This window comes from Pasteurella oralis, assembly GCF_002850605.1.
GTDB lineage: Bacteria > Pseudomonadota > Gammaproteobacteria > Enterobacterales > Pasteurellaceae > Pasteurella > Pasteurella oralis.
This window is the reverse complement of sequence record NZ_NXGB01000003.1, coordinates 151321-177834: the sequence shown is the minus strand read 5'-3', so window position 1 is coordinate 177834 and position 26514 is coordinate 151321. Positions and strand designations below refer to the sequence as shown.

26 protein-coding genes are annotated in these 26514 nt (G+C 37.7%); all 26 read right to left on the bottom strand.

The window, feature by feature from the left end:
- Nucleotides 1–45: 45 nt before the first annotated feature.
- Nucleotides 46–489, bottom strand: a complete 444-nt coding sequence (locus tag C0975_RS05150; RefSeq protein WP_245853303.1) for a methyltransferase family protein — start codon at nt 487–489, stop codon at nt 46–48.
- Nucleotides 490–498: 9 nt separating this feature from the next.
- The gene (locus C0975_RS05145) at nt 499–2286 is read right to left on the bottom strand and encodes a J domain-containing protein (protein WP_101775323.1); all 1788 of its coding nucleotides are present in this window, start codon (nt 2284–2286) and stop codon (nt 499–501) included.
- Between the two features lie 21 nt (nt 2287–2307).
- Complete coding sequence (locus C0975_RS05140) at nt 2308–4014, bottom strand: molecular chaperone HscC (protein WP_101775322.1); 1707 nt, start codon at nt 4012–4014, stop codon at nt 2308–2310.
- A gap of 65 nt (nt 4015–4079) precedes the next feature.
- Nucleotides 4080–5240: an ATP-grasp domain-containing protein gene (locus C0975_RS05135; protein WP_101775321.1), complete on the bottom strand. Its 1161-nt coding sequence runs from the start codon at nt 5238–5240 to the stop codon at nt 4080–4082.
- An 8-nt stretch (nt 5241–5248) separates the two neighbouring features.
- Nucleotides 5249–5989 carry an esterase family protein gene (locus C0975_RS05130; protein ID WP_101775320.1) on the bottom strand — a complete coding sequence of 247 codons (741 nt, stop codon included), beginning with the start codon at nt 5987–5989 and terminating at the stop codon, nt 5249–5251.
- Between the two features lies 1 nt (nt 5990).
- On the bottom strand, nt 5991–6815 hold the full coding sequence (locus C0975_RS05125; protein WP_101775319.1) for an alpha/beta hydrolase: 825 nt from the start codon (nt 6813–6815) through the stop codon (nt 5991–5993).
- Nucleotides 6816–6955: 140 nt separating this feature from the next.
- Nucleotides 6956–7567, bottom strand: a complete 612-nt coding sequence (locus C0975_RS05120; protein WP_101775318.1) for a YfgM family protein — start codon at nt 7565–7567, stop codon at nt 6956–6958.
- A gap of 18 nt (nt 7568–7585) precedes the next feature.
- Nucleotides 7586–8857 carry a histidine--tRNA ligase gene (hisS, locus tag C0975_RS05115; protein ID WP_101775317.1) on the bottom strand — a complete coding sequence of 424 codons (1272 nt, stop codon included), beginning with the start codon at nt 8855–8857 and terminating at the stop codon, nt 7586–7588.
- 32 nt (nt 8858–8889) lie between these two features.
- Nucleotides 8890–9993 carry a flavodoxin-dependent (E)-4-hydroxy-3-methylbut-2-enyl-diphosphate synthase gene (gene ispG, locus C0975_RS05110; protein WP_101775316.1) on the bottom strand — a complete coding sequence of 368 codons (1104 nt, stop codon included), beginning with the start codon at nt 9991–9993 and terminating at the stop codon, nt 8890–8892.
- Nucleotides 9994–10019: 26 nt separating this feature from the next.
- Nucleotides 10020–10967 (bottom strand): RodZ domain-containing protein, encoded by a 948-nt coding sequence (locus tag C0975_RS05105; protein WP_101775315.1) that lies wholly within the window; start codon nt 10965–10967, stop codon nt 10020–10022.
- Between the two features lie 114 nt (nt 10968–11081).
- Nucleotides 11082–11633, bottom strand: coding sequence for a type IV pilus biogenesis/stability protein PilW (gene pilW, locus C0975_RS05100; RefSeq protein WP_101775314.1), 552 nt, complete (start codon nt 11631–11633; stop codon nt 11082–11084).
- A 23-nt stretch (nt 11634–11656) separates the two neighbouring features.
- Nucleotides 11657–12832, bottom strand: a complete 1176-nt coding sequence (gene rlmN / locus C0975_RS05095) for a dual-specificity RNA methyltransferase RlmN (protein ID WP_101775313.1) — start codon at nt 12830–12832, stop codon at nt 11657–11659.
- A gap of 175 nt (nt 12833–13007) precedes the next feature.
- Complete coding sequence (locus tag C0975_RS05090; protein ID WP_101775312.1) at nt 13008–14081, bottom strand: AI-2E family transporter; 1074 nt, start codon at nt 14079–14081, stop codon at nt 13008–13010.
- 2 nt (nt 14082–14083) lie between these two features.
- Nucleotides 14084–14422, bottom strand: a complete 339-nt coding sequence (gene glnB / locus C0975_RS05085; protein WP_101775311.1) for a nitrogen regulatory protein P-II — start codon at nt 14420–14422, stop codon at nt 14084–14086.
- A gap of 26 nt (nt 14423–14448) precedes the next feature.
- On the bottom strand, nt 14449–15036 hold the full coding sequence (gene mog, locus C0975_RS05080) for a molybdopterin adenylyltransferase (RefSeq protein WP_101775310.1): 588 nt from the start codon (nt 15034–15036) through the stop codon (nt 14449–14451).
- 23 nt (nt 15037–15059) lie between these two features.
- A complete protein-coding gene (locus C0975_RS05075; RefSeq protein ID WP_101775309.1) occupies nt 15060–15989 on the bottom strand; it encodes a phosphatidate cytidylyltransferase in 930 nt (309 codons plus the stop codon).
- Nucleotides 15990–15991: 2 nt separating this feature from the next.
- Entirely contained in the window at nt 15992–16621 is a 630-nt protein-coding gene (locus tag C0975_RS05070) for a lysophospholipid acyltransferase family protein (protein ID WP_101775308.1), read from the bottom strand.
- On the bottom strand, nt 16611–17297 hold the full coding sequence (locus tag C0975_RS05065) for a CDP-alcohol phosphatidyltransferase family protein (RefSeq protein ID WP_101775307.1): 687 nt from the start codon (nt 17295–17297) through the stop codon (nt 16611–16613). The genes C0975_RS05070 and C0975_RS05065 overlap by 11 nt, the downstream gene beginning before the upstream one ends.
- 14 nt (nt 17298–17311) lie before the next feature.
- Complete coding sequence (locus C0975_RS05060; RefSeq protein ID WP_101775306.1) at nt 17312–19168, bottom strand: SLC13 family permease; 1857 nt, start codon at nt 19166–19168, stop codon at nt 17312–17314.
- Nucleotides 19169–19199: 31 nt separating this feature from the next.
- A complete protein-coding gene (rnhB, locus tag C0975_RS05055; RefSeq protein WP_101775305.1) occupies nt 19200–19793 on the bottom strand; it encodes a ribonuclease HII in 594 nt (197 codons plus the stop codon).
- Nucleotides 19794–19802: 9 nt separating this feature from the next.
- A complete protein-coding gene (lpxB, locus tag C0975_RS05050; RefSeq protein WP_101775304.1) occupies nt 19803–20972 on the bottom strand; it encodes a lipid-A-disaccharide synthase in 1170 nt (389 codons plus the stop codon).
- Between the two features lie 76 nt (nt 20973–21048).
- Complete coding sequence (gene lpxA / locus C0975_RS05045; protein ID WP_101775303.1) at nt 21049–21837, bottom strand: acyl-ACP--UDP-N-acetylglucosamine O-acyltransferase; 789 nt, start codon at nt 21835–21837, stop codon at nt 21049–21051.
- Between the two features lie 17 nt (nt 21838–21854).
- Complete coding sequence (gene fabZ, locus C0975_RS05040; protein WP_101775302.1) at nt 21855–22313, bottom strand: 3-hydroxyacyl-ACP dehydratase FabZ; 459 nt, start codon at nt 22311–22313, stop codon at nt 21855–21857.
- Between the two features lie 108 nt (nt 22314–22421).
- Nucleotides 22422–23450 carry a UDP-3-O-(3-hydroxymyristoyl)glucosamine N-acyltransferase gene (gene lpxD / locus C0975_RS05035; RefSeq protein WP_101775301.1) on the bottom strand — a complete coding sequence of 343 codons (1029 nt, stop codon included), beginning with the start codon at nt 23448–23450 and terminating at the stop codon, nt 22422–22424.
- A complete protein-coding gene (locus C0975_RS05030) occupies nt 23450–24031 on the bottom strand; it encodes an OmpH/Skp family outer membrane protein (RefSeq protein ID WP_101775300.1) in 582 nt (193 codons plus the stop codon). The genes lpxD and C0975_RS05030 overlap by 1 nt, the downstream gene beginning before the upstream one ends.
- A gap of 110 nt (nt 24032–24141) precedes the next feature.
- A complete protein-coding gene (gene bamA, locus C0975_RS05025) occupies nt 24142–26514 on the bottom strand; it encodes an outer membrane protein assembly factor BamA (protein WP_101775299.1) in 2373 nt (790 codons plus the stop codon).

Sequence of the window (26514 nt, the reverse complement as noted above, 5' to 3'; positions counted from 1 at the left end):
AAAAGCAAAGTGTTCACTCACTTTGCTTTTTTTATCGCACGCTCATTATAACCATCGTCTCACTTTCTGTTTATAATCTAAATAAGTTTGCCCAAATAAACGCTCTAATACTTGTTCTTCTTGTTTAATTTGCCACTTTGTCATGACCGCAACAAAAATAATGAAAAAAATGACCGCACTTAAACTCCCCAACCAGAGCGCCCAAGCTAATAGCAACAATGCTAAACTTAAATACATAGGATTGCGACTGATTTGATAAATGCCAGTCACCACTAATGTGGAAGTTTGCTCTAATGCAAGTGGACTCACCGTTGTTCTCGCTTGTAAAAATTGCCACAAACTCATCCCTGCAATTAACATACTCACTAAAACTAAACTGACTATCAGCCACAGCCATTGCGGAAAACTAATTAAGACAGGAATATACGCCATCGCTATCGCACAGCATATAAACACAACGGGAGGAGGCAGTTTAACTTTATTCATCATGTGTTTTCCTTATCTACGATCCCACAAATAAAAAACTATTTTCTTGATGCCCAGTTGCAACAAGTAAATGCATAACAACACAGGATAAAATAAAAATAATGCGTAGGCGGTAAATTGACTTAAACAGGCTAATATGAATAGCGTCGTTGCCAAAATCTCAAAAATACTGCCACGATCATGTGTTCTTGCTAACCAATGCCCCACTAACGATGGTAATAAATAAAACCACAATAACATGCTGATTAAGCTATTCAAAATTAACAAAGGCAGCTCAGTCACTTTTTTAGGTGATGGTACGAAAGGCGTATTCATTTTGTCATATAAACTGGCATAAACAGCAGGATAATATTGTGTCAAAAATAAATTACTATTAATCCAAACTAACGCCAACATAATAAGAAACGCATCTAATCCTGCATTTACTTCCTTCAAACCACATAGCAAAAATAGTCCAAATGCTGCTAGGTTATAACCAAACTTTTGCCAACCTGTTTCATTATCTACACAGCCCCATAAAAAACAGACAATAACAAAACATAACAAAGGTTGCTGTACGATGAAGCTATCTAATTGTTGAAAATAGAGTGGGATAAGCAATACAACAGGCAATATTACGCCCACAATCAACCTAAACTTCTGATTTTTTGGTGCAAAAAGCAAGATCATCGGAGCAAAAATAGAAAAGAGTCCCATCATCAATAAAAATAAAAAACTCGTCGCAAGTACTTGCCCAGAAAACTCTGCTTCGGCTTGAATAGGTAAAAAACACAAAATATACATCAGATAAGCGCGCAACAGTATTCTTAAATACTTACTGCGCTGATGTATTTTTAAAAAAGTGAAATTATATTCATCAAATAAAAAGCGGTAACCCTTTGGCTGCTCATAAAGCAAGAATGGATAAACTAAGAAAGTATAAAAAACATTAAGTAAAAAGTGACGACCTTTCGCTATTTGGCTCATCAATTTCTTTGCAACTGGATATTCTTCAACACCAAATGAGCTATCACTGACTAAATCTGCAATAAACAAATGCTCTCTCAATTGTTCTTGTTCATCAAAAGATAAAAAAGTGTCGACTTGGTAATCATCATGCCAATGAAAATAATTTGACCATTGCGCCCATAAATAAGGGTTTCCAATTAAATTGTGTTTTAAAAATTGCAATAATGACCAAGATGCATAATCGCTATCTTCCAAAGGTAAAAGTGCTAATTGCGCCTGAATCAACCCCCAATCTGCAATCAATCCTTGAACACCCGCTTGATCAAAACGTTGTTGTATATCGGCTAACACTTGATCTACTGAAGTTAATGCAATATTCATATTTTGTTGACTTACTGGCTCATCAGTAGACTCAACCGCTAACAAAGTTGGTGCAAATGCTGATTCATCTTGTGTTGAAGCTGACTGTTCATCAGTTTGTTCGATAACATGAAGAGTCGGCTCATGCTCAAAGCTCAGTAAAACATCATCTTGATTCGGAACGTCATCCAATAGATTACTTACTGCTAAATCAACCGCAACGGGTGGTTGTTCAAGTTCGATAACTACAGATTGCTGTTGTACATCTGATACAGCAATATCTTCCGTTGTATCCTGCCATTCCCATTCTTCTTGCTCTTGTTCTTGATAATAAGGTGCAATAGATAAAGCCTCATCAAAAGCTGCGCGTAATTGTTGATATCCTTCAGCATCTTCGTCAGGGCGTGTTATTTTGAGTTGCTTGGCGTAGGCACGACGAATCGTTCGCTCATCACTCGTCGGCTCAATACTTAAAATATCCCAACAGTTCATAAAAAATCACCGCCCACTTGCTTATAATAACCAACCACTATCGTAACGAGATAAAAACTCGCTAAAATGTTTTTGTGCTCGACGAATTTGAATTTCATCTTGGCTATCAAGCGCGGTTAAAAAGTATCCCATATGTTCACTAATTATTTGACGATTCTCACCTAAATATTCTTCATATAAGCGTTTTGCTTTCTCTAACAAGTAAATGTTTTGCTCTTGATCACGTGGATGTACCTTAAGTGCGGTCAATTTTTGGCGAGATTGCTCAATTTCCTCTACTGTTAAACTTTGTGCATTTTGTTGGAAAACATCAGATACTTGTAACTTTAAATCTTGATTACTAATATCCACTTCCAATAGTCCATTAGAATCATAACTAAAACGTACATCCACTAAAACTTCTCCCGCAGGTTTTGCAGGAACTTGGATACTCATCTCACCTAACTGCAAATTTTCTTTTGCCAATGGCGATTCACCTTGCAAGATTTCAAAGCGGATCTGTGTTTGATTATCAAATACCGTGCTAAAAGTTTGTACACGAGAAACAGGAACTGGCATATTACGCTCAATAATAGGGGCAAATTGCCCTCCGATATTGCGCCCATCAAATTCTTTTACTGTATTAGTGCCTAATGAGAAAGGCATCACATCAGTGAGCACAACTTCTTCTACGCTTGCATGACGCGCAATTAAAGCGGCTTGTACTGCGGCACCACGAGCAATAGCTTCATCAGGATGAATACTGGCTTGCGGAATGCGTTGAAAAAGCTGCCCAATCATGTTACGAATCATCGGCATTCTGGTTGCACCGCCAACAAGAATAATGCCATCAATTTGACTCGGACGTAATTTAGCATCACGTAATGCCCTTTCTAAAGGTTTACGTAAACGTGCTAACAACCCTTGCGAAGCTTGATGAAATTCATCAAAAGTCACTCGGGCAGCGTGTTCTTTTCCATCAATAACTAAGGTAATATCAACAAATTTTTCCTGACTCAATGTACGCTTTGCACTTTCAAATATTTGCCAAAGTTCTTTATTTTCACTGATTTTAGCACGCTCTTTTTCTGTCAATGTTTTACAACGTTGCAGGAAACAATGATAAACCACTTGCACAAAATCTTCGCCGCCAAGATGATTATCACCTGCACTGGCAGACACCTGCACCACACCATCAAAGTAATCTAGAATTGAAACATCAAATGTCCCGCCTCCTAAGTCATAAATCATAAAGCGAGTATCATCTGGTTTTTCTTGTAAATTATAAGCTAGTCCTGCTGCAGTGGGTTCATTAAGCAAACGTAGTACATTTAACCCAGCCATTTGTGCAGCAGCTTTCGTCGCTTGACGTTGAATTGCATTAAAATAGGCTGGTACAGTAATCACGACATCAGTGACTTCTTCGTCTAAAAACGCCTCCGCATCTTCCTTCAAACTTTTTAAAATAAGTGCAGATAATTCTTCTGCACGAAACTGCTTTTGTCCTAAATAAAATACTTTATCCGTGCCCATAAAACGCTTAAAAGCAGCCGCACTTAAATGAGGTTTAGTCGATAAACGCTCACGAGCAGGCAAGCCAACTAAAAGAGAATCATCATCACCGACACTAATCACTGAAGGAGTTAAATAATGACCTAATCGATTAGGAATTAAACGTGTTTCTCCATCTATAAATTGCGCAATTAAACTATTTGTCGTACCTAAATCAATACCAATTTGCAATGCCATATTAAAAACCTTAAAACCATTCAATCAAAACAACAAAAATGCCCAAAATAGTTGGGCATTTTATCCTAAGCACGAAGATAGACTGCTTGCATGATTTCATGCGCTAAGTCTTCATTATCCGTTTTTATTATATACACAACATCCCCTTGCAAATCGGCAAATGCGCGTGGAGTTTCTAATCTTGCAATAATATATTGTCCGTATTTCTGATAGATATCCGCTTCAGAATAACAATATGTAATATCATAACGTCTTGATTGTGCTACACAAATCATCTCATCAAATACGCTAACTTTTTCACGATTACCAAGTACTGCACGACCATATTCTTTATATAAATCAATTTGATATGCCATATTGTAGATATCTAAAATATAAGAGCCAGGTGGACGATTATTATATTCAATCACCACATATTCATCATTAGGTAAGCGAAAAAATTCTAAATGGAAAAAGCGCTCTTTCATACCAAAAGCTTGAGTAATTGCTCGTCCATATTGCTTTAATTTTTCGTCGGCATTTTTGATAACATAATAACCAATATCATGTGTTCTCTTAAACAATTCCATTGGGCTAATGGTGTAGACCAAACTGGTTTCAAACAAAATATTCCCATTTTGATCCAATAATCCATCATAAGTGATAATGTCTCCCTCAACAAATGGCTCTAAAAAATAATCAAGTCCTTGCCATTGTTGTTTAAAATCAGCCACATCTTGTTTTGATGCTAATTTAAATGTACCACCAGCTCCCACACCAATATCAGGTTTTGCAATCAAAGGTAAGCCCAATTTTTTCACTGCACTATCAAGTTCTTTTTCTGTTCTAATTAATGCACCTTCAACAACAGGGACTGGAATAGACTGGAAAATTTTTTTCATTTCTGATTTACGTTTGGTTTTTAGCAAATCACTTGATTTCAAACCAAATACATTAAATTGTTCTCTCAATAATACGTCATTATTAAGCCAATATTCATTTTGTGATTCAATACGATCAATCGGTCCATGTTTATAAAATAGAAAAGCAACCGCTCTTTTTACTTCATCAATATCTTCAAGATTATTGACTCTAAAATATTCAGTTAAAGAAACACGTAAGTTTTCAGGTAGTTGCTCGTAAGGTTCTTGCCCTATGCCTAATACATTGATGCCTAATTCATGCATTTTTATGGAAAATGTTTGGAAATTTGCAGGGTAATAAGGTGAAATCACAATGTAATTCATAGGACCTCCTAAAAATTCAATTTATTTAAAAAATAAGGCATTTGGATCCGCCACCAATCCCAATCATGCGCGACATCATGTCCCCAAGTATCAAACCATGCGGGGATCTGTTTTGCAGCAAACGCTTGTTGTAATTGATAAAATGAAGGTAAGCCATCCTGTTCCCAAGCACCAAGGCCTGTACAAATAACAATATCAGCTTCACGATATTTATTTAAAAACCACTCATCTTGTTGCAGCCATAAATTCTGGCTTGGCGAGTTACGATAGACTAATGGATCATCACCATACTCACCAACAAAATAACGCACATCATAAACACCACTTAATGCAATAACTTTGTTAAACACATCTGGATGTTGTAAAAACACATTGACAGCATGAAACCCACCCATACTACAGCCAGTAACCATCATGGGAGCAAAATATTGAGCATGATGTTTAATAAAAGGAATAGCTTCTTCTATCAGGTATTTTTCATAAGCAGTATGCATTTGAGCGCGATCATGAGGGTGCTTCCAATTCGCTAACCAACTCTCGCTATCAACACTTGATAACGTAAAAAACTGTACCGCTCCTTGATGAATAAATTGCTGGCAGGCGTCAATCATACCAAAATCAGCATATTCATTACGCGTACCACCTGAACTTGGGAAAACTAAAATAGGCAGTCCTGTATGACCATAACGATTTAATTTCATTTCTCGCTGAAGATAACCACTGTAGTGGCTTAAACGTTCAAAATGCATATTACCAATCCTGACTTAAAAAATATAAACAATTCGGAAGATGTTGTGCCCACTGTGTTTCTGAATGAATACCATTAGCAATAATTTCGAGTTTTATTTGATTTATCGGCATTCCTTTTTGTAATAAAGTTTGATAATAACTTAACGATGCATCAATATACAATTGCTGTATATTACTTGTCGTAAATTGGCTATCTGTATCATCACCTTCTTGCGTTCCCACTTGAATATAAACTTTTTGATTCAAATCTAAATCATGATTCTCAAAATAGCGCTGGAAATCGTTTGGTGTCAACCAACTGGCTGATGAAAAAACACCTAAACAACCGATATAATTTGCATATTCGATCCCCATAAACTGAGTAATATTGCCACCCAATGAACTACCAATCATCGCTGTATATTCTTTCTGAGGCTTAGTACGATAAGTGCTATTCACAAAAGGCATGACAACATGAATAATGAAATCCGCATATTCCCTACCTTTTCCGCCAATATTTTCTTTTCCCGAATATACATTCGTATCAAATTGCCAAGTAGAATACTCGTTTACACGATTAGCACCATCATTATCAATACCCACAATGATCATATCCGCCAACGCAACATTATTTTTAATCAAAGGAATCGTTTTCCAAGAATGCGCGCTAAAAGACTCTTTGCTGTAAAACACATTCTGCCCATCATGCATATAAACAACGGGATAAAATTTATTTGGATTTACTGCATAATCTTTTGGTAACAAAACGCGAATGCGTCTAGACATAGTTTGATAAGGAACGGGTAATTGGTGGCTCTCAAGAGGTAAATAAAATTGTGTATCCATTTTTTTATTAATTCATTATTACAGTACAACAAAAGTGGCAATATAGCATAAAAATAATACAAAATGTGAAGATGATTTTAACAATTCTAGTCATAAAAAAATCCCCAAGTTTTTTGGGGATTTTTTCAATTCAATGAAAACTATAAATTATTTAACCGCACTTGCAACCATTGAGCTTCTAGAGCAGAGGCATTTTGCAGCGCTTGCTCATAACTGGCTTTAGCCGCAATTTTATCGCCTTTAGCAAGTAAAATATCGCCTGTTAATAAACTCTTACGACTATCCCAACTTGCTTCCTTAACCAATTGTAAACTTTCTAACGCAGCATCAAATGCTTGTTGTTGAAATTGCACAGAGGCTAAACGTAATGCGCTAATTGAAGATAGCGTTTGATCTGATGATTGTGCTAATGCCTGTTTTAATGACTGTTCTGCTTGAGCAAACTCTTCCTTTTCAACTTCTAATTTTGCTTTTTCTAATAACGCTAAAACAGCATAACTCGTTTTGTTATGTGCTTGTACAAACTGATCAATTTGTGCACTTTTAGTGGCAAAATCTTGTGAGCTATAAATTGCTTGCTCATAAAATACTGATGTTTGCTGAATCTTATTAGCTTGGTAACTCTGCCAATAATTCCAACCAAACACACCTGCAAATGCCACCACAATCGAAGCGATTAAGACTTTATAATTTTCTTTCCACCACGCTTTAATTTCATTTAGTTCTTGTTCTTCTTCTGGAGTATAAGCCATCTTACTCTTTCCTCTTGCTTAAAAATGATTCTTAATGTAATCAACAACATCAGTCAATGCAAGTGTTTGTTGTTCCGCACCACCAAGTAAATGCTTCACCACAACCTGCTGATTTTGCACTTCGCTTTCGCCAATCACTAATGCTAACGTCGCTCCATTTTTATCTGCGCGTTTAAATTGCTTTTTAAAGTTACCACCACTGCAATGTAACATAGTACGTAAGTGCGGTAAGGTAGTACGAAGTTTTTCTGCTAATTGGAAAGCAGCAAGCGTTGTTCCTTCTCCTTGATAAACAAGATAAATATCGACGGCATTAGGCAAGCTAATTTCAGCATTCACCTCTTGTACCAACAACACTAAACGCTCTAGCCCCATTGCAAAACCAACTCCACAAGCTGCATGACCACCAAGCTGCTCAACTAAACCATCATAGCGTCCACCGCCGCAAACTGTGCCTTGTGCACCTAATGCAGAAGTGACCCACTCAAATACAGTTTTATTATAATAATCTAAGCCGCGTACTAATTTAGGATTAATTTCATATGGAATACCTACCGCATCAAGTAACTCGCAAAGCTGGGTAAAATGCTCACGACTGTCATCATCTAAATAATCTAATAGTTTAGGTGCATCGTTTAACACCTCTTGTAATGCTTGATTTTTCGTATCCAAAATCCGTAACGGATTTTTCTCTAAACGTTCTTTTTCTTCCTCGCTTAATAACGCTACATGCTGCTGTAAAAATGCCACTAATGCAGAGCGATAATTTTTACGCGCTTCTAAAGAACCAATTGAATTCAGCTGTAAAGTCACATGCTGATCAATACCGAGTTCTTTCCATAAGCGTGCTGTCAAAATGATTAATTCAGCATCAATTTCTGGGTTAGCAATACCAAATACTTCGACACCAGCTTGATGGAATTGACGATAACGCCCTTTTTGTGGACGTTCATGACGGAACATAGGTCCCATATACCATAAACGTTGTTCATTATTATAAATCCAGCCATGTTCAATCGCTGCTCGCACGCAGCCGGCTGTTCCTTCTGGACGTAAAGTTAGCTGTTCATCATTATCCCAAAAAGTGTACATTTCTTTAGAAACAACATCAGTTACTTCACCAATCGCACGCGCAAATAAAGGGGTACTTTCCACGATAGGCATACGGACTTCAGAATAACCATAATTTTGTAAAACTGACCGCACTTTGCCTTCTACCCACTGCCATAATGGACTTTCAGTCGGCGAGCAGTCATTCATACCACGAATTGCTTGAATTGTTTTTGCCACAATAATATGTCCTACTTCTTTCTCTTGTTATTTTAAATAATTCTATTTTTTGGATCTTGTGTTGCCACACGCGCACGGATTTTGGCTTCTAATTGATTAATCAAATCATCATTATCAAAACGCTCTTTTTGACGTTCACCATCTAAATAGTAACCACTTTTCTTATTACCACCCGTCACGCCTAAATCTGAAACTAGCGCTTCTCCAGGTCCATTCACAACACAACCAATAATTGAAACATCCATTGGTGTAATAATATCTTCTAAACGTTGTTCAAGTGCGTTTACTGTACCAATAACATCAAATTCTTGGCGTGAGCAGGTTGGGCAGGCAATAAAGTTAATGCCACGTGAACGAATTCGCAGTGATTTTAAAATATCAAAACCCACTTTAATCTCTTCGACTGGATCAGCAGCTAATGATACACGTAAGGTATCGCCGATACCTTCAGCTAAAAGCATGCCTAAACCGACCGCACTTTTCACCGCGCCAGCACGCGCTCCTCCCGCCTCAGTAATCCCTAAATGTAATGGTTGTTTAATCGCTTTTGCTAATAAACGATAAGATTCAACGGCTAAAAATACATCTGAGGCTTTTACACTGACTTTAAACTGATCGAAATTCAAACGATCTAAAATCTCAACATGACGTAATGCAGACTCTAATAATGCTTCTGGTGTTGGCTCACCATATTTCTCTTGCAAATCCTTCTCAAGCGAGCCTGCATTCACTCCAATACGAATTGGAATATTGTTATCTCTCGCACAATCCACTACCGCACGAATACGATCTTCACGTCCGATATTACCTGGATTAATACGTAAACAATCTACACCATATTCAGCCACTTTTAATGCAATACGATAATCAAAATGAATATCAGCAACCAAAGGGACATTTACTTGCTGCTTAATTAATTTAAATGCCTCTGCCGCATCCATCGTTGGCACAGAAACACGTACAATATCGGCACCAACACGTTCTAGTGCTTTAATTTGCGCGACCGTTGCCTCTACATCGGTTGTACGAGTGTTTGTCATCGATTGCACAGCAATAGGGGCATCACCGCCAACAGGTACATTACCGACATAAATTTTGCTTGATTCTCTGCGTTTAATTGTTGGTTTTGCTAACATTTTGCTTTGTTATCCCATATTCCACATTATTGTGGTAATTTAAATCTTGCGACACGACCATCTACTTTTAATGGATAATCTTCACCTTTATAAGTAATTTTTACATTACCAGGTACACCAATAATAAGCGAGTAACTCCCCTCTTCATCAAAGCTCAATGTATCACCTTGCTTATATTCTTTTTGTGCAAGAATTTTACCTTGTTCATTTTGCACACTAATCCAGCAAGTTCCTGTGAATTCAATATCAAGCACATTTGATTCTGTCAAAACAGGCATATTATCAGTGATAGGCTTATCTGTTTTTTCATCTAATTTGTCCATTTCTGCTTTTAATACACCCGCAGAAGTAATTGGTTGATTATCTTGTGGATTAATCACCACTGGAATATCAACTGAATTAATATTTGTTTCTATAGGAGATGTTTCTGCGGTTCTTGGTGTAGTAATCTCGACAGGGTTACTCACAATAATAGTCGGAGGCGTACTATTTTCAATTGGTGACGTTTTTGGCACAGTTTCTACATAACTTTGAACTAAACTATCACGCTCAGCATTAGATTGTTTATAATTTTCCCACCACCAAAGACCTGTCATGCCGGCGACAATGAATACGACTAATAAGCTTAGCCAACCAATCCAATGGTTATGTGAAGAATAGTGATTAACCGCCCTAGTCGCACGCGCATTTTTACCCAAATCATTTTTGTGGTCTTCGCCAAAACTTGCATGTACCCAAACTGATTCAGGTAACTTCAAAAATTTTGCATAATTACGCACATAACCTTTCATGAAAGCAGCAGGAATAGTACTTTGGACTAATTCATTATTTTCAATCAATTGTAAAATCGAGGGTCTAAGTGCGATTTTTTTAGAAACATCTTCAAGAGATAGATTGAGTGCCTCGCGAGCTTGGCGAAATTGCTCGCCGAGGGTCAAGGCGTTAGATTCAAGATTATTTGTCGCATTATTCATTTAGCACCATCGATTCATACAAAATTCAAAGGGTAAAGTTTAAAGTTGTAAGGTGGCTTTTGCAATAGTAATTACATAGATAACTGAGCCTAATTCTCGTTTTTCGATAATTTACTAATTTAATGCGAATAAACGAAGAAGTTTTTGCGCTCGAGAAGCATCGATTTGAGCTAACAATTGCAAATTCTGCTGATAACGTTCGCTATCTTTTGCCGAAAATGCACAAAGAATTATATTTTCATAAGTATCAGCTTGCTGATAATAATTAGCAGTAGCTAAAGCATGATTAAATTGGGTATAAGCTTGTTCAAACTTCGCTTGCTTACACAAAAAAACACCATAATTATTCAGAACATCACTTTGCTGGGGAGCGAGATTAAGTGCTGCTAAATAAGCTTGGTTAGCTAATTGAAATGCACCTTGCTCCTGATAAAAATAAGCTAATGCGGAATGTACTAAATAATAATTAGGGGCATAAGCAAGGGCCTTATCAAAATTCAGTTTAGCTTGTGTAAATTGACGCTGTGCTAAATAACCTAAACCTAATTCGACTCGTGCTTTCGCCGCCTGTTGCTTATTAAATGTCGCAGTATCCACTTGTGATACACAAGCTGAAAGTAAAAGAGAAAAAATATTAAGCCAAATCAGTATTAAAGTGCAGTTCATTTTTTCTCCTTTTTACTTAATTTTTATTGATTATGCACTGAAATTGGCTCACCAAATTGCTTTTTCTGTGCAGTACGTTTAGTTCGATCAATCACATCGCCTGCGAGCTGTCCACAAGCCGCGTCAATATCATCGCCACGTGTTTTACGTACAATTACAGTAAAACCATATTCCATTAAGGTTTTTTGGAAGCGATCAATACGTGTATTTGAGCTTTTGGCATAAGGCGCTGCTGGGAAAGGGTTCCATGGAATCAAATTAATTTTACATGGTGTATTCTTCAACACTTGCGCTAATTGATGTGCGTGCTCAATGCTATCATTCACATGATCTAACATCACATACTCAATCGTCACTTTACCATGATTAGCATTAGATACTGTCAAATAACGATTGACTGAATCTATTAACATTTTGATGTTATATTTTTTATTAATTGGCACAATCTCATCACGTAGCTCATCATTAGGAGCATGTAATGAAATCGCTAAAGCAACATCAATCATTTCACCGAGCTTATCTAATGCAGGCACGACGCCAGAAGTTGATAGAGTGACACGACGTTTTGACAAACCATAAGCAAAATCATCTAACATGATCTCCATAGCTGGCACCACGTTCGCCACATTCAATAAGGGTTCCCCCATCCCCATCATCACTACATTCGTAATTGGACGTACACCAGTAACACCAAAGTTGCCAATAATTTTGGATGCTCGCCATACCTGACCAATAATTTCAGATACAGTTAAGTTACGGTTGAATCCTTGTTGTGCAGTTGAGCAAAAAGTACAAGCTAAAGCGCAGCCTACTTGAGAAGAAACACATAAGGTGGCACGATCCGCCTCTGGAATATACACTGTCTCTACTTGCTGATCGCCTACTTGCATTGCCCATTTAATCGTACCATCAGCAGAACGCTGTTCTACTGCAACTTCTGGCGCGCGAATTTCAGCGACTTGTTTTAATTTATCTCTTAACTTTTTATTAATATTGGTCATGTTGTCGAAATTATCTTCGCCAAAATGATAAATCCATTTCACTAATTGATCAGCACGAAATGGCTTTTCGCCTAATTCTTTGAAAAACTCACGCATTTGTTGACGTGTTAAGTTCATTAAATTAATTTTCTTTGTCGATTCTGCGGCACAACTGATTGTTGTTACTGCATTTTCAACACAAGTTTGTTTGTCTAACATAAAGCCTCGTTATTACACATTGCGGCATAGATAATCGCCTGTAAAAATGAGTTGCGATTGTACAGAGTTACTGCGTATTAATCTAGCAATTTCCCCAAATGCTATAAAAACGCACCGCACTTTTTTACGATCTGGATCGCAGAAAGCAAAAAGTGCGGTGCGTTTTTTCGTAATTTTAAACTTGTTCTTCTGAAGGTGGGATAATGTCCTCTTCTTCGACTTCACCTAATAATAGCGCGTATTTTAAAGTTGTTGGACTAGCTTCGAGGGCAATTTTAAGTGCCATCGTAAGTGGAACAGAAAGTAACATTCCCACAGTACCAAGTAACCATCCCCAAAAAAGCAATGAAAGAAAAACAACTAAAGTGGATAAACCTAAGGTTCTGCCCATCATACGTGGCTCCAGAATATTACCGACAACCATATTAATCACTGTAATACCAATAGCCACACCAATACCAGTCGGAAATCCATTAAGTAGTAAAGCTTGAACAACAATGGGTATTGCCGCAATGATCGAACCTATATTCGGGATGTAGTTTAACAAAAAGCCTAACGTTGCCCATAGAATCGCATATTGAACATTCGACGCTTCCAGTAATAGATAAATACAAAAACCTGTTAATAAACTTGTCAGTGTTTTAACGCCAAGATAGCTAATTACTCCTTGTAATACACGATTGATATAACGTTCTTCTTTCGCAATATCTTGTGAATTTGAACTAAACACAACGGCTAATTTATGTTTAGCAAATGGCGCTTCACTTAACATGAAAATCACAACCAGCATTAATACAAAAATATTAGTCACTACACCCGAAAAGCTTAAAAATACCCGGCTGACAAAGTTCATGATAATGCTTGGGTCAAAATGCTCCATTATTCGTTCTTGTGAAATACTCAATGGAATATTCCATTTTTGCGCTAACGCCATTACGCTCGCAACACGTTCTGATAGTAAAAGACGGTATTGTGGAATCGACTGAGTAAATTCACGAATCGTACTATTTATTAAACCGAGTAAGAAAAACACAATCACAAAAATAATCACTAGCAAGATCGTAATCGCTAACCAATGAGGTACTTTGCGATCTGTCATGAATTTAATCACTGGTGCGCAAATAATCGCGATAAATAAAGCAAGCAAAAAAGGAACAGCAATTTCAGTTGCGGCTTTCACTCCTGCAAGAATAATGACTATCGCAGCTAATGCCAGTAATACCTTTAAAATCGAAGATTGATTTTGCATACCTAAATCGCATCCTCATTTTCTTCGCCAGTACGAATGCGGATGACACGTTCTACATCATAGATAAAAATCTTACCATCACCAATTTTGCCAGTTTGCGCGGTTTCGATAATAGCTTCAATACATTGTTCTACTTGTTCGTCTGTCACGACGATTTCCATTTTCACTTTGGGTAAAAAATCCACCATATATTCTGCACCACGATATAATTCGGTATGCCCTTTTTGACGACCGAAACCACGCACTTCAGTAACTGTCATGCCAGTAATTCCAATATCCGATAAACTTTCACGCACATCATCGAGCTTAAACGGTTTAATAATTGCTTCGATCTTTTTCATAAAATTTTCCTATTTTTGACCGCACGTTAGTAGGTTTCTCGACGGGCTGATTTTGGTCGAAAACTTTCAATCACTTCGGGTTTAGTATCAATATAAATGCCATCAATCAATTGTAAACAATAAGGCACAGCGCTAAAAATGCCTTTCACTATCACATTGCCCTGTTCATCTTTTACGCCCTCTAACGTTTCTTTAATTGCTTTAGGCTGACCCGGTAAATTTAAAATCAAACTATTTTTACGAATGACACCGACTTGGCGCGATAAAATTGCCGTTGGCACAAAATGCAAACTGACTTGACGCATTTGCTCACCAAAGCCCGGCATTTCACGATCAGCAATTGCTAAAGTAGCATCAGGAGTGACATCACGTTTCGCTGGTCCTGTCCCACCTGTCGTTAATACTAAATGACAATGGTAATCGTCTACTAACTCACATAATGCTTTTTCAATTTGTGCTTGTTCATCTGGAATTAAACGGGTTTCAACTTCAAATGGCTCACATAATGCATTTGTTAACCATGCTTGTAATTCTGGAATGCCTTGATCTTGATAAACTCCCTGTGAAGCACGATCAGACACTGAAACTAAACCAATCTTTAAAAGTGCGGTCATGTTTTCCTCTTTTTTATCTACGACTAAACCCAATAATACCTAACAACATGGAAGAAGATTGGAGCAGCAAAGCAAAGGCTATCCATCCGATCTAACATTCCTCCATGTCCACTAATCATGTTACCCCAATCTTTCACGCCCATACTGCGTTTGATTGCAGACATCACTAATCCACCTAAGAAACCCATTAAGCAAATTAGCAAACTCATTAATATAGCTTGAATGGGTGTAAATGGCGTTAGCCAATATAATAATCCGCCTAAAATTGATGCACTAATCACACCGCCCACAAACCCTTCCACTGTTTTTGATGGCGATAATGTAGGTGCAATTTTATGTTTACCAAACAGTTTACCCCAAACATATTGCAGCACATCACTTGCTTGTACGACTAAAATTAAAAAAATCATCAACAATAAATGCTTACCTTCGAAACCATCAATATCTAGCGTTAAAATAGCTGGAATATGTGAAATACAAAATACGGAAATCATAATCGCCCACTGGACTTTAGTTGAGCGATCTAAGAAATGAGAAGCATCACCTAACAACGCAGACAAAATAGGTAAAAATAAGAAAGCATAGACAGGAATGAAGATGGTAAACATGCTAAACCAATCAATCGCCACAAAATAATATTGCACAGGTAAAATGACATAAAAACAAGCCGCCAACGCAAGGTGATCACCACGACGAATATAAATTAAGGAGAGAAACTCACGTAATGCCATAAACGAAATGAGGAAAAATAAAGCAATGACACCATAAAAACCCATAAATGCAGCGATAAAGATGATCAAAATCATGACCCACCATGCATTAATACGCGCATTGAGGTTATCAATTACTGCATGTGGTGTTGCAAAACCGACTTTCCATTTAAGTGCATAACCAATAGATGAAGCGATAACAAGGGTAAAAATTAATCCCCAAAAGAGTTGCCATATTTCCATTTTTATTCTCCCTTATACTTTGGATTTAAACTTAATAATGCATTTTCAGCACGTACTAAGAAATCTGCTTTGTCTTCATTATGTTGATAGCTCAACGGCTCGCCTAGATATAAGTCGCATAACAATGGGATTGGCAGCATAAAGCCTTTTGGTAACACATTATGCATATTGCTAATCCAAACAGGGACAAGTTCTAAATCGGGATTCTGTTTTGCCACATGATATAAACCACTTTTAAATGGCTGTAATTGTACATCGTCATCGATTTTGCGCGTACCTTCTGGAAAAATAATTAATGAACTTTCCTGTAGTACTTCACTGATCTTATCGGTGATCACTTTAGGATCATCACTACCACGTTCAATCAATAACATATTGAATACTTTCTCAGCTAAAAAGCGGCGTACTTTCCCTTTTTTCCAATAATCTGCACCAGCAACTGGACGTGTATTTTTGCGTACTTCATAAGGTAATGACACCCACAATAAAATAAAATCACCATGACTATTATGGTTTGCATAATACAAACGATGTTTGTCAGTTGCTTGTTGTGCAATATTTTTTTGTGCGCGAACACCTGTAATAAAAGAAGTAAAACGACAGAGGATAAAATCTACCAATTTAGCGAGCATTGTCTTCTCCTTGTTCAACATCAGTTGGGATATCAAGTGCGGTCTGTTTTTGGAAAGTTTCCGCAGCCTTTAACGTTGGTTCTTCAGCTAATCCGCCTCGAACACGTTTCACACAAGTCAGTACTAATAATAAAATCACTGCCCATGCAAGCCAATATAGCCAATCAGGTAACTGTGGTACAAAAACATAAACTAAACCAAGTAAACCAAATAAAAAGGCGCGATCACTTTTACCTAAAGGTCCATCATAACGACGGGTTTGCCCTTGTACTTGCCCTAATACACCACAAAATTCAGTGAGTGCTGCCAACCAAATAATCAAACCAATCAATAAGGGATCGAAAGGTGCAACTAAAGCAAACGGCAAATATAATACTGCATCGGAAACCACATCGGTCACTTCATTTAAATACCCCCCCAAACGTGATTTTTGATTGAATTCACGTGCAAGCATGCCATCAATGGCATTTAATGCCATTCGCACAAATAACCAAATTGGAATCAAAATAAACAACCAATGTACCCAAGCAAGCATACTCAATACAATGCCCAAAACCACTGAAATAACGCAAGCAAGTAACGTCACTTGATTTGCTGTCACGCCACGTATAGCGAGTTTAACTGCTATAGGACGTAATAGATTCTGAAATTTTGGTTTTAAATCATAAATACTCATTTTCCCTCCTCAATTTAGAACGGAAACAATAGGGGAATTAAAAATACGCTTACTACCATGACTAATAACGTAAAAGGCACACCAACTTTGACAAAATCAGCAAACTTATAGCCACCTGGTCCAAGTACCATAGTATTTACAGGTGAAGAAACGGGCGTCATAAAGGCAGCGGAAGCCGCTACGGCAATAATCATCGCAAACGGCATTGGTGAAACTTGTAATTGATGGGCAATCGTAATTGCAATAGGTGCCATTAAAATTGCAGTTGCAGTATTAGAGATAAATAAACTCACGGCTGCACAAAGTAAGAATAAGCTCATTAACACAGCATGCAATCCAAGTCCACCAACTGCATCTAGCATTAATTTTACAGCCAAATCGACACCACCTGTTTTTTGTAATGCAATAGAAAATGGCATCATGCCGACAATGAGTACCAAGCTAGACCAATGAATGGATTCATAGGCACTTTTACCATCAACACAACGAAAATAACCTAACATTAAACAAGCAATAAGTGCAGCAATCACATTAGGTACAGCACCAGTGACCATCAATACTACCATCGTCAAAATTGATAACACAGCATGTGGCGCTTGACTTGCTGCTGGGACAGCGCGTTCTATTTCTAACGGATAATTTAAAACATAAAAATCTTTAGTATGATGCTGCATTTGCTCAATCGCTTTCCAGTCACCGACGACTAAAATTAAATCCCCTAAAGAATAACTTACCTCAGAAAAATTACCTGCCAACACTTCACCATCGCGCTTGACGCCAACTACGTTTAAACCAAATTGTGAACGGAAGCGCAGTTCTGCAGTAGTCTTACCAATACAATCTGAATCAGGGACTAAAGTGATCTCCGCCATACCAATAGATTTTGCTTGTTGCGAAAAGTTTTGCGTTCTAATTTCGGCAATTTCTAACTGATTTTCCTGACAAAATTGTTCAAGATCGAATGCGGGATTACTAATATCCATCAGTAAAATGTCTTTTTCACGAATTTCTGAGGTACCTAATGCGGCAATAAAGTTTGGTCTAAAACGTTTCCAACGCTCAATTGCTAATACATTCAAGCCATAACTGGAACGCAAATGCAATTCATCTAGATTTTTGCCAATAAACAAAGAGCCTTTCTTAACCACTAATCGTTTAGTCCGTTCACGTAAACCATATTCATTAATCAAGTCATTCATAGAACGACGACTGGTCTCTTTCGTTGTTTGTTCGTTAGGATCTGTCAGCCAACGGCGAGCCACTAACATGTACAAAATGCCCATAGTCAATACCACTAAACCAATAGGCGTGAAGTCAAAAAACTTAAAGCGAAACTCAGTATTACGGATTAACTCAGCATTCACGACAAGATTAGGCGCTGTAGCAATTAATGTCATCATGCCACTAATAAGACCAGCCACACTCAGTGGCATCATAAGACGTTTTGGTGAAATATTCATTTGTTGGCAAATCACTAATACCACAGGAATAAAAATTGCTACTATCCCTGTTGAACTCATAAATGAGCCTAAACTAGCAACGGCTAACATTAATAAAATGAGTACTTTGGTTTCATTATTATTAGACGCCTTCAGTAACCATTCACTAACTTGATAAGCAATACCTGTACGGACAATCCCTTCACCAACAATAAACAACAAAGCGATTAAAATCACGTTCGGATCACTAAAGCCTGCCAGTACATCATTAACTGTCAAAATCCCACTTAATGAAAATGCGACCATCACCAATAATGCAATCACATCCATGCGGATTTTATTACGTACAAATAACACAATTGCACTAAATAACAGTGCTAAAACCCAAAACAATGGGCTAGCCCATAATCCATTTTGCAAGTCGAGATCCACGATGAACTCCCAAAGTTAACTTGTTGATTAATTATACATTATCGAATAGTTTTCGCACAGGAGAAAAACTTCGTCTATGTTGTGGTAAAGGTCCAAATTCAGCTAACTTTTGTAAATGCAATTGAGTTGGATAGCCTTTATGTTGCGCAAAAGCATATTGTGGATATTGCCGATCTAATTCTTTCATTTCTTGATCACGCGCAACTTTGGCTAAAATCGAAGCCGCACTAATTTCAGCGACTAAGCCATCACCTTTCACAATCGCTTGTGCTGGAACCTTTAAATTTGGTACACGATTCCCATCGACTAACACTAAGTGCGGTTGAATTTTTAAATTTTCTACCGCTCTTTGCATGGCTAACATCGTGGCATGTAAAATATTTAATTCATCAATCTCTTCGGGTTCTGCTCGCCCTAAACTCCAAGCAAGTGCTTTTTGCTTAATTTCTTCAGCTAACAATAAGCGTTTTTTCTCAGATAATTTTTTAGAATCCTTTAATCCTTCAATTGGTTTATGTGGATCTAAAATAACCGCCGCAGTCACTACAGCACCGACAAGTGGACCACGTCCAACTTCATCTACACCAGCAATTAACTCAATACCTGCAGGATATTTAAATTCCATGTTATTTCCTTATTCTGCTAATAAATCCACGACCGCTTGCGCCGCTTGTTGATCGGCATCACACTGAATCAACTTATGTAAATCAATAAAGCGCTGAATCAGCTGATGACGTTGTTGTAATGCACTCTCCTCTTGACTTAAATAAACTGAAAGCTTTTCTGCTAATTTCTCTGCTGTGCAATCGTCTTGAATCAATTCGGGCACTAACATTTCATTGGCTAATAAGTTAGGCAGCGATACGTATTCCGTTTTGACCAAACGTTTGGCAAGAAAATAAGTTGTGCTCTTCATACGATAGCCAACCACCATTGGTGATTTACATAACATCGCTTCTAAAGCGGCAGTACCCGAAGCAAGTAAGGTTGCCTCTGCGGTAATCATGGCATGGCGCGCCTTACCCTCTAATAAAATCAATTCGAGTTCTGGTGCAACTTGTGCCTTAATTTGCTCAAACTGCTGACGACATTTTTCATTTACTAATGGCACTAAAAATTGTAAATCAGGGTATTGTTGTTTTAACAGCTGTGCTGCTTGTAAGAAAGGAGGAGTTAAAAACTCAACTTCTGCGCTGCGACTCCCCACTAAAATAGCGACATAACGTTGTTTTTCATCAAGTTGTAAAAACGCGCAAGCCTCTCGACGGCTCGGTTTCAATGCAATCGCATCCGCCATAGTGTGACCAATAAAGTGGCAAGGCACATCAAAACGATCGTAAAATGCTTTTTCAAAAGGTAAAAAAGCCAATACTAAATTAGTTGCTTTAGCAATTTTATAAATACGATTTTGCCGCCATGCCCAAACTGATGGACTAACATAATGAATAGTTTTAATTCCCTGCTGTTTTAATTTTAACTCTACATCAATATTAAAATCGGGAGCATCAATCCCAATAAAAATATCAGGCTTTTCTACTAACATGGTTTGAATCAGCTGGCGACGAATAGTTAATAAGCGAGGCAAATGTTTTACCACCTCAGCTAATCCCATTACCGAAAGCGCTTCCATATCAACTAAAGTTTCACAACCTTCTGCCAGCATATGTTGCCCAGCGATACCAATAAAACGCGCATTGGGATAACGAATTTTTAAACTACGAATTAGCCCCGCACCAAGAATATCACCTGACACTTCGCCAGCAACAATCGCAATTGTTGGATTTGATTTTGTTAGTTGTTCCATATTCAGATCCTAAATAAAAAACAACCGCACTTTTAAACGAAAAAAGTGCGGTCGATTTTTGTAAAATTTCAATAAATTAACGAATGATTCCACGTGTTGAACGTTTGAAAAATTCAACAAAGAAACTGATCGCCGATTCTTTCGCCGCAACTTGTTCAATCTCTGGCATCACTTCTTCTAATGTTTTGCCACTGCGGTAAATTAATTTATATACATTACGCACAGCATGTAGTGTTGGTTTATCAAAGCCACGGCGTTTTAGCCCTTCAATATTCACACCAAATGGTTTTGCATGGTTACCTTGTGCCATCACATAAGGTGGAACATCCTGACTCACCATAGAACCACCACCCAGCATCACATGCGCCCCTACAATGACAAATTGATGAATTGCAGACATACCACCTACAATCACAAAATCATCCAATTCAACATGACCAGCAAGCGTTGCGTTGTTAGCTAAAATACAACGATTTTTAATACGGCAATCATGTGCTACATGCACATTGACCATCAATAAATTGTCATCACCAATAACAGTCACACCACCACCTTGAGTTGTCCCACGATGAATGGTCACGCTTTCACGAATACGATTACGATTACCAATGACTGTCCTCGTTGGTTCACCTTGATATTTTAAATCTTGGTTAGTATCACCAATACTTGCAAATTGAAAAATTTGGTTATCGCAACCAATTTTAGTAATACCCTTAACAACCACATGAGAATGTAAAACTGTTCCGCGACCAATTTCAACCTCTGCACCAACGATACAGAAAGGACCGATAACAACATTTTCACCAATTTTAGCGCCATCTTCGATAATGGCAGTTGGATGAATTTGCGCTGTTGAGTGGATCATTCTTGACTCCTTAATTATTATGCAGGACGACGAGCACACATTAATTCAGCTTCACAGACAACTTGTCCATCCACTGTCGCAACACCCGTGAAACGCGTTACACCACGACGTTCTTTCACAAAGTGAACCTCCAAAATCATTTGATCGCCAGGCAACACTGGGCGTTTAAAACGCGCATTATCAATTGCAGCAAAGTAATATAGTTCATTCTCTAATTTACGGTGTGTAATACAAGCTAAAACCCCTGTCGCTTGTGCCATTGCCTCTAAAATAAGTACGCCAGGAAAAATAGGCTGTTCAGGGAAATGACCTGTAAAACAAGGCTCATTTACACTGATATTTTTTACTGCTTTTAACCACTTACCTGCTTCATAATCCGTTACGCGATCCACAAGTAAGAACGGATAACGATGTGGCAGTAAGGTCATAATTTCATTTGCTTCAATGGTTTTTACTACAGTATTTTCAGTTGTCACAATAGTACCTTTCAATTAAAAATAAAAATGATAAAACTAGCCAAATTATACGGTATTTAACCGTTGAATACAAAACGAACCGCGAAAAAGTGCGGCTCGTTTTTTACGTTACTTCTTCTCAAATTGCTTCTCTAAGGCTTTCAGTCGTTTGTTCATACTATCTATGCCTAAGGTCAGTGCAGCCGTTTTACGCCACTCTTTATTGGTTTGCAACGGAATACCAGAAGAATAAACACCAGGTTCTGTAATTGGACGCATCACCATGCCCATTCCAGTAATCGTCACTTGATCACAAATCTCCATATGACCATTGATCACACTTGCCCCACCAATTAAGCAATAGCGACCAACAGTTAAACTGCCAGCCATGATCACACCACCAGCAACTGCAGTACCTGTTCCAATATGTACGTTATGTGCAATTTGGCATAAATTATCAATAATCACATTATCTTCAATTACCGTTGCATCAAGCGCGCCACGATCGATACAAGTACAAGCACCGATTTCAACATGATTACCAATAATCACTTGCCCGACCTGAGGAATTTTAATCCAGCGACCACGATCATTAGCATAACCAAAACCATCACTACCAATTACAGCACCTGATTGAATCAAACAATGTTGTCCAATTTCAACATCATGATAAACGCTGACATTAGCCCAAAGCTGTGTATTTGCACCAATTTTAGTCTTCTTACCAATAAAACAGTTCGCCCCGATAACAACGTTATCACCCAGTTGAACTTCATCTTCAATCACTGCATTGGCACCAATTGATACATTATTACCTAGTATTGCACTTTCAGAAATAACCGCGCTTGGTGCAATGCCTGAAGCCGCTTTTGGCGTGTTATCCATATATTGTGCTAAAACAGCATAAGCGACGTAAGGATCTTTAACGATTAATAAATTGCTGTGTGCTGCACAGAATTCTATATCCGCTTCCGAAACAACCAAGATAGCGGCTTTTGATTCTGGTAATAATGTGCGAAATTTAGTATTGGAAATAAAAGTAAGCTGCTTGTCATTTGCCTTATCTAAAGGCGCGATACTTTCAACAACAACATCGGCGTTACCACGAATGGCAGCGCCGATTTGTTGTGCTAATTCTTGTAGAGAATAGACTTGCATTATTTCGCCTGTGTTGCAGGAATCGCTTTTAATACGTCTTCAGTAATATTTTTTGCATCATCTGCAAATACCACTGCGCTTTCATTCAATACTAAAGTAAACTTCTTCTCTTTAGCTACGTTATTCACTGCAGTTTGAATGCTGTTAACTAATTTTGTTGTTTCCTCACGTTCACGTTTTGCATAATCTTCTTGATATTTATTCACTTCTTCATCGTGTGCAACAACCAGTTTGTTAATCGCTTCTTGTTCTGCATTACCTAACTTGTTAATTTCTTCTTCACGTTTTTTGATATCTGCGCTACGTAATTTCGGCGCTTCTTTTTGTAATGCAGCAATTTTTGCTTCCACTTTTTTCTGCGAGGCTGCGATTTTCTCATCTACTTGCTTTTTATTTTCTGCAAGTTTCTCAACTCTTGATTTAAACTCAGCTTCTAACTTTTCAGCAACCATTTTGCGATCTGGATGATTTTGGAATAAATAATCTCCACTTACAAATGCAATATTCTCAGCAGCCATAGCTAAAGAAGATGTGAATGCTAATGCTAAAGAAAGTGCGGTTACTTTTAATGCTTTTTTCATTGGTTCATTTTCCTATTAAGTAAATAATATTAAATTATATTCTGTGCCTTTACTGTCAGGCACAGATACGCGTTTAGACTACGAATTTTGTCATAAGTTCCAACATGTTACTAGAATGTGCCACCAATACTGAACTGGAATTGCTCAATCTCATCACCTTGATACTTTTTAATTGGTTTCGCATAAGAGAATACTAGAGGTCCAATTGGTGATTGCCATTGTAATGCCACCCCAGCTGATGCACGAACACGACTTGGGTCACTATAATCTGGAAGTTTTAAATTCGCGAATTTGGCTTTATCTTCAGCTTTCCAACGTGTATTCCATACACTCGCTGCATCAACGAATAATGATGTTCTCACTGAATTTTGGTTTTTATCCGCTACAAATGGCGTCGGTACAATGAGTTCGGCGCTTGCAGTTAACATTGCGTTACCGCCGATAATATCAGTGCTGGCTAAACAGTAGTCATTAGGGCAGTTCTTAGTACGATAAATTGCATTAGGTCCAATTGCACCATAAGCAAAGCCACGTAAGCTTCCAATACCACCCGCGCTATAATTTTGATAGAACGGTAAACGTTTACCGCTAAATCCATCAGCAAAGGACGCATTAATACGACTAGAAATCACCCAACCATGCTCGCGGTCAAGTGGATAAAAACCTTGTGCTTCCGCATTTAACTTATAATATTTATTGTCCGAGCCTGGAATCGTAACACGTCCACCTACATTTGCTCTAATCCCTTTAGTTGGGAAATAACCGCGATTTAAACTGTTATAATTCCAACCGAAAGAAAGATCAACGTCATGCGCTTTAAATGTCCAACTGTCATACTTCATTGCCGCTAAATAAAGCTCACGATTGTATTCAGGCACAACATTTTTCAATTTATTGAAAGTGTAGCCAACACCTAAATAATAAGAGTTATTTTCGTTTACTGGAAAACCTAATGTTAAGTTTCCACCATAAGTAGTACGACCATAAGAAGCAGAAGTGCTACTTTTTGAGCTATCATATTCTTCAAAAAAGACATTGCCACCAAGACTGACACCGTCTTTCGTAAAATAAGGCTCGTTATAACCTAAGTTAATTGTTGTACCATAATCATTACGTGAACCAGCCAAACTAATTGATGATCCCATTCCTAAGAAATTGTCTTGTTTAATACTTGCTTGGTAACTTAAACCACTTTCAGTCCCATAACCGACACCAAAGTTGATACTACCTGTATTACGTTCTTTGACTTTATAGATTACATCAACTTGATCTGAACCTGGTACAGCTTCTGTTTTTGTTTCAACACTTTCAAAGAAACCTGTACGGTCTAAACGTAACTTACCAAGTTCCACTAATTCTGAAGATAACCATGCCCCTTCTTGCTGGCGCATTTCTTGACGTAATGTACTATCTGCACTGACTGTATTACCTTCAAAGCGAATTTGACGTACAGTATAAGTTTTACCTGCTTCGACGATGAAATCTAATGAAATTGTTTTATTTTGTTCATCAAAACTAGGATGCACATTTACCTGTGCGGTTGCATAGCCTCTTTCACCTAGTTTTGCTTTGATACGTTGCTCAACATCTAGTATATCAGCCCGACGGAAAGGTCCATTAATTTGAATTGTATCTAAAACAGGGGCAAGCTCCGCTGACATGCCACCTACGTCACCGATAATACGTGCACTTTTTACAATAAATAAATCACCTTCTTTAACTTTAATTGTAACGCGTGCTTCTTTCTTACTATCATCTAACTGGACATCAGTGTCTACAATTTGAAATTGTGCATAACCACGGTCTAAATAATAACTACGTATTGTTTCAAGATCTTTGTTAAATTGAGTCTGGTCAAACTTGTTACCAAACAGCTTCCACCACGAATCTGTTTGTAATTCCATTTGATCGACTAATTTACCTGTACTGAAAACAGTATTACCTTCAAACGTAATTTCTTTAAATAAAGCAACATCATCTTCATCGATCTGAATTTTCACTTCAGCACGGTTATTTGGTAAGGTATTAACAATGGTATCGACTTTCGCATTATAGCGACCAACGCTATGATAGTGTTCAAGAATACCTTTACGAAACTCTTCCAACTTCGCACGATTTAAAACATCCCCTACTTTAAAACCATTCGCATCTAAATTTTGCTTCAATGCTTCATCTGGGATAGACTTATTACCATCTAATACAACATCTGCAATAATCGGTTTTGGCATAACAGTCACAACTAACGTATTGCCTTCTCGTGTTGCTTTAACATCATCATATTGACCACTCATAAATAATTTGCGCACAACATTAGCAATATCATTATCTGTTGCACGCTGTCCAATACGAACAGGAAGTGCTGCTAGTACATTCCCTTCCGTACCTGTTTGGACACCGTCGACACGAATATCTTTAACAACAAACGGCGCAGCAAATGCACTGGTTGAACCAAATAATAAGCTCGCAATTAAAAGTTTTTTCAT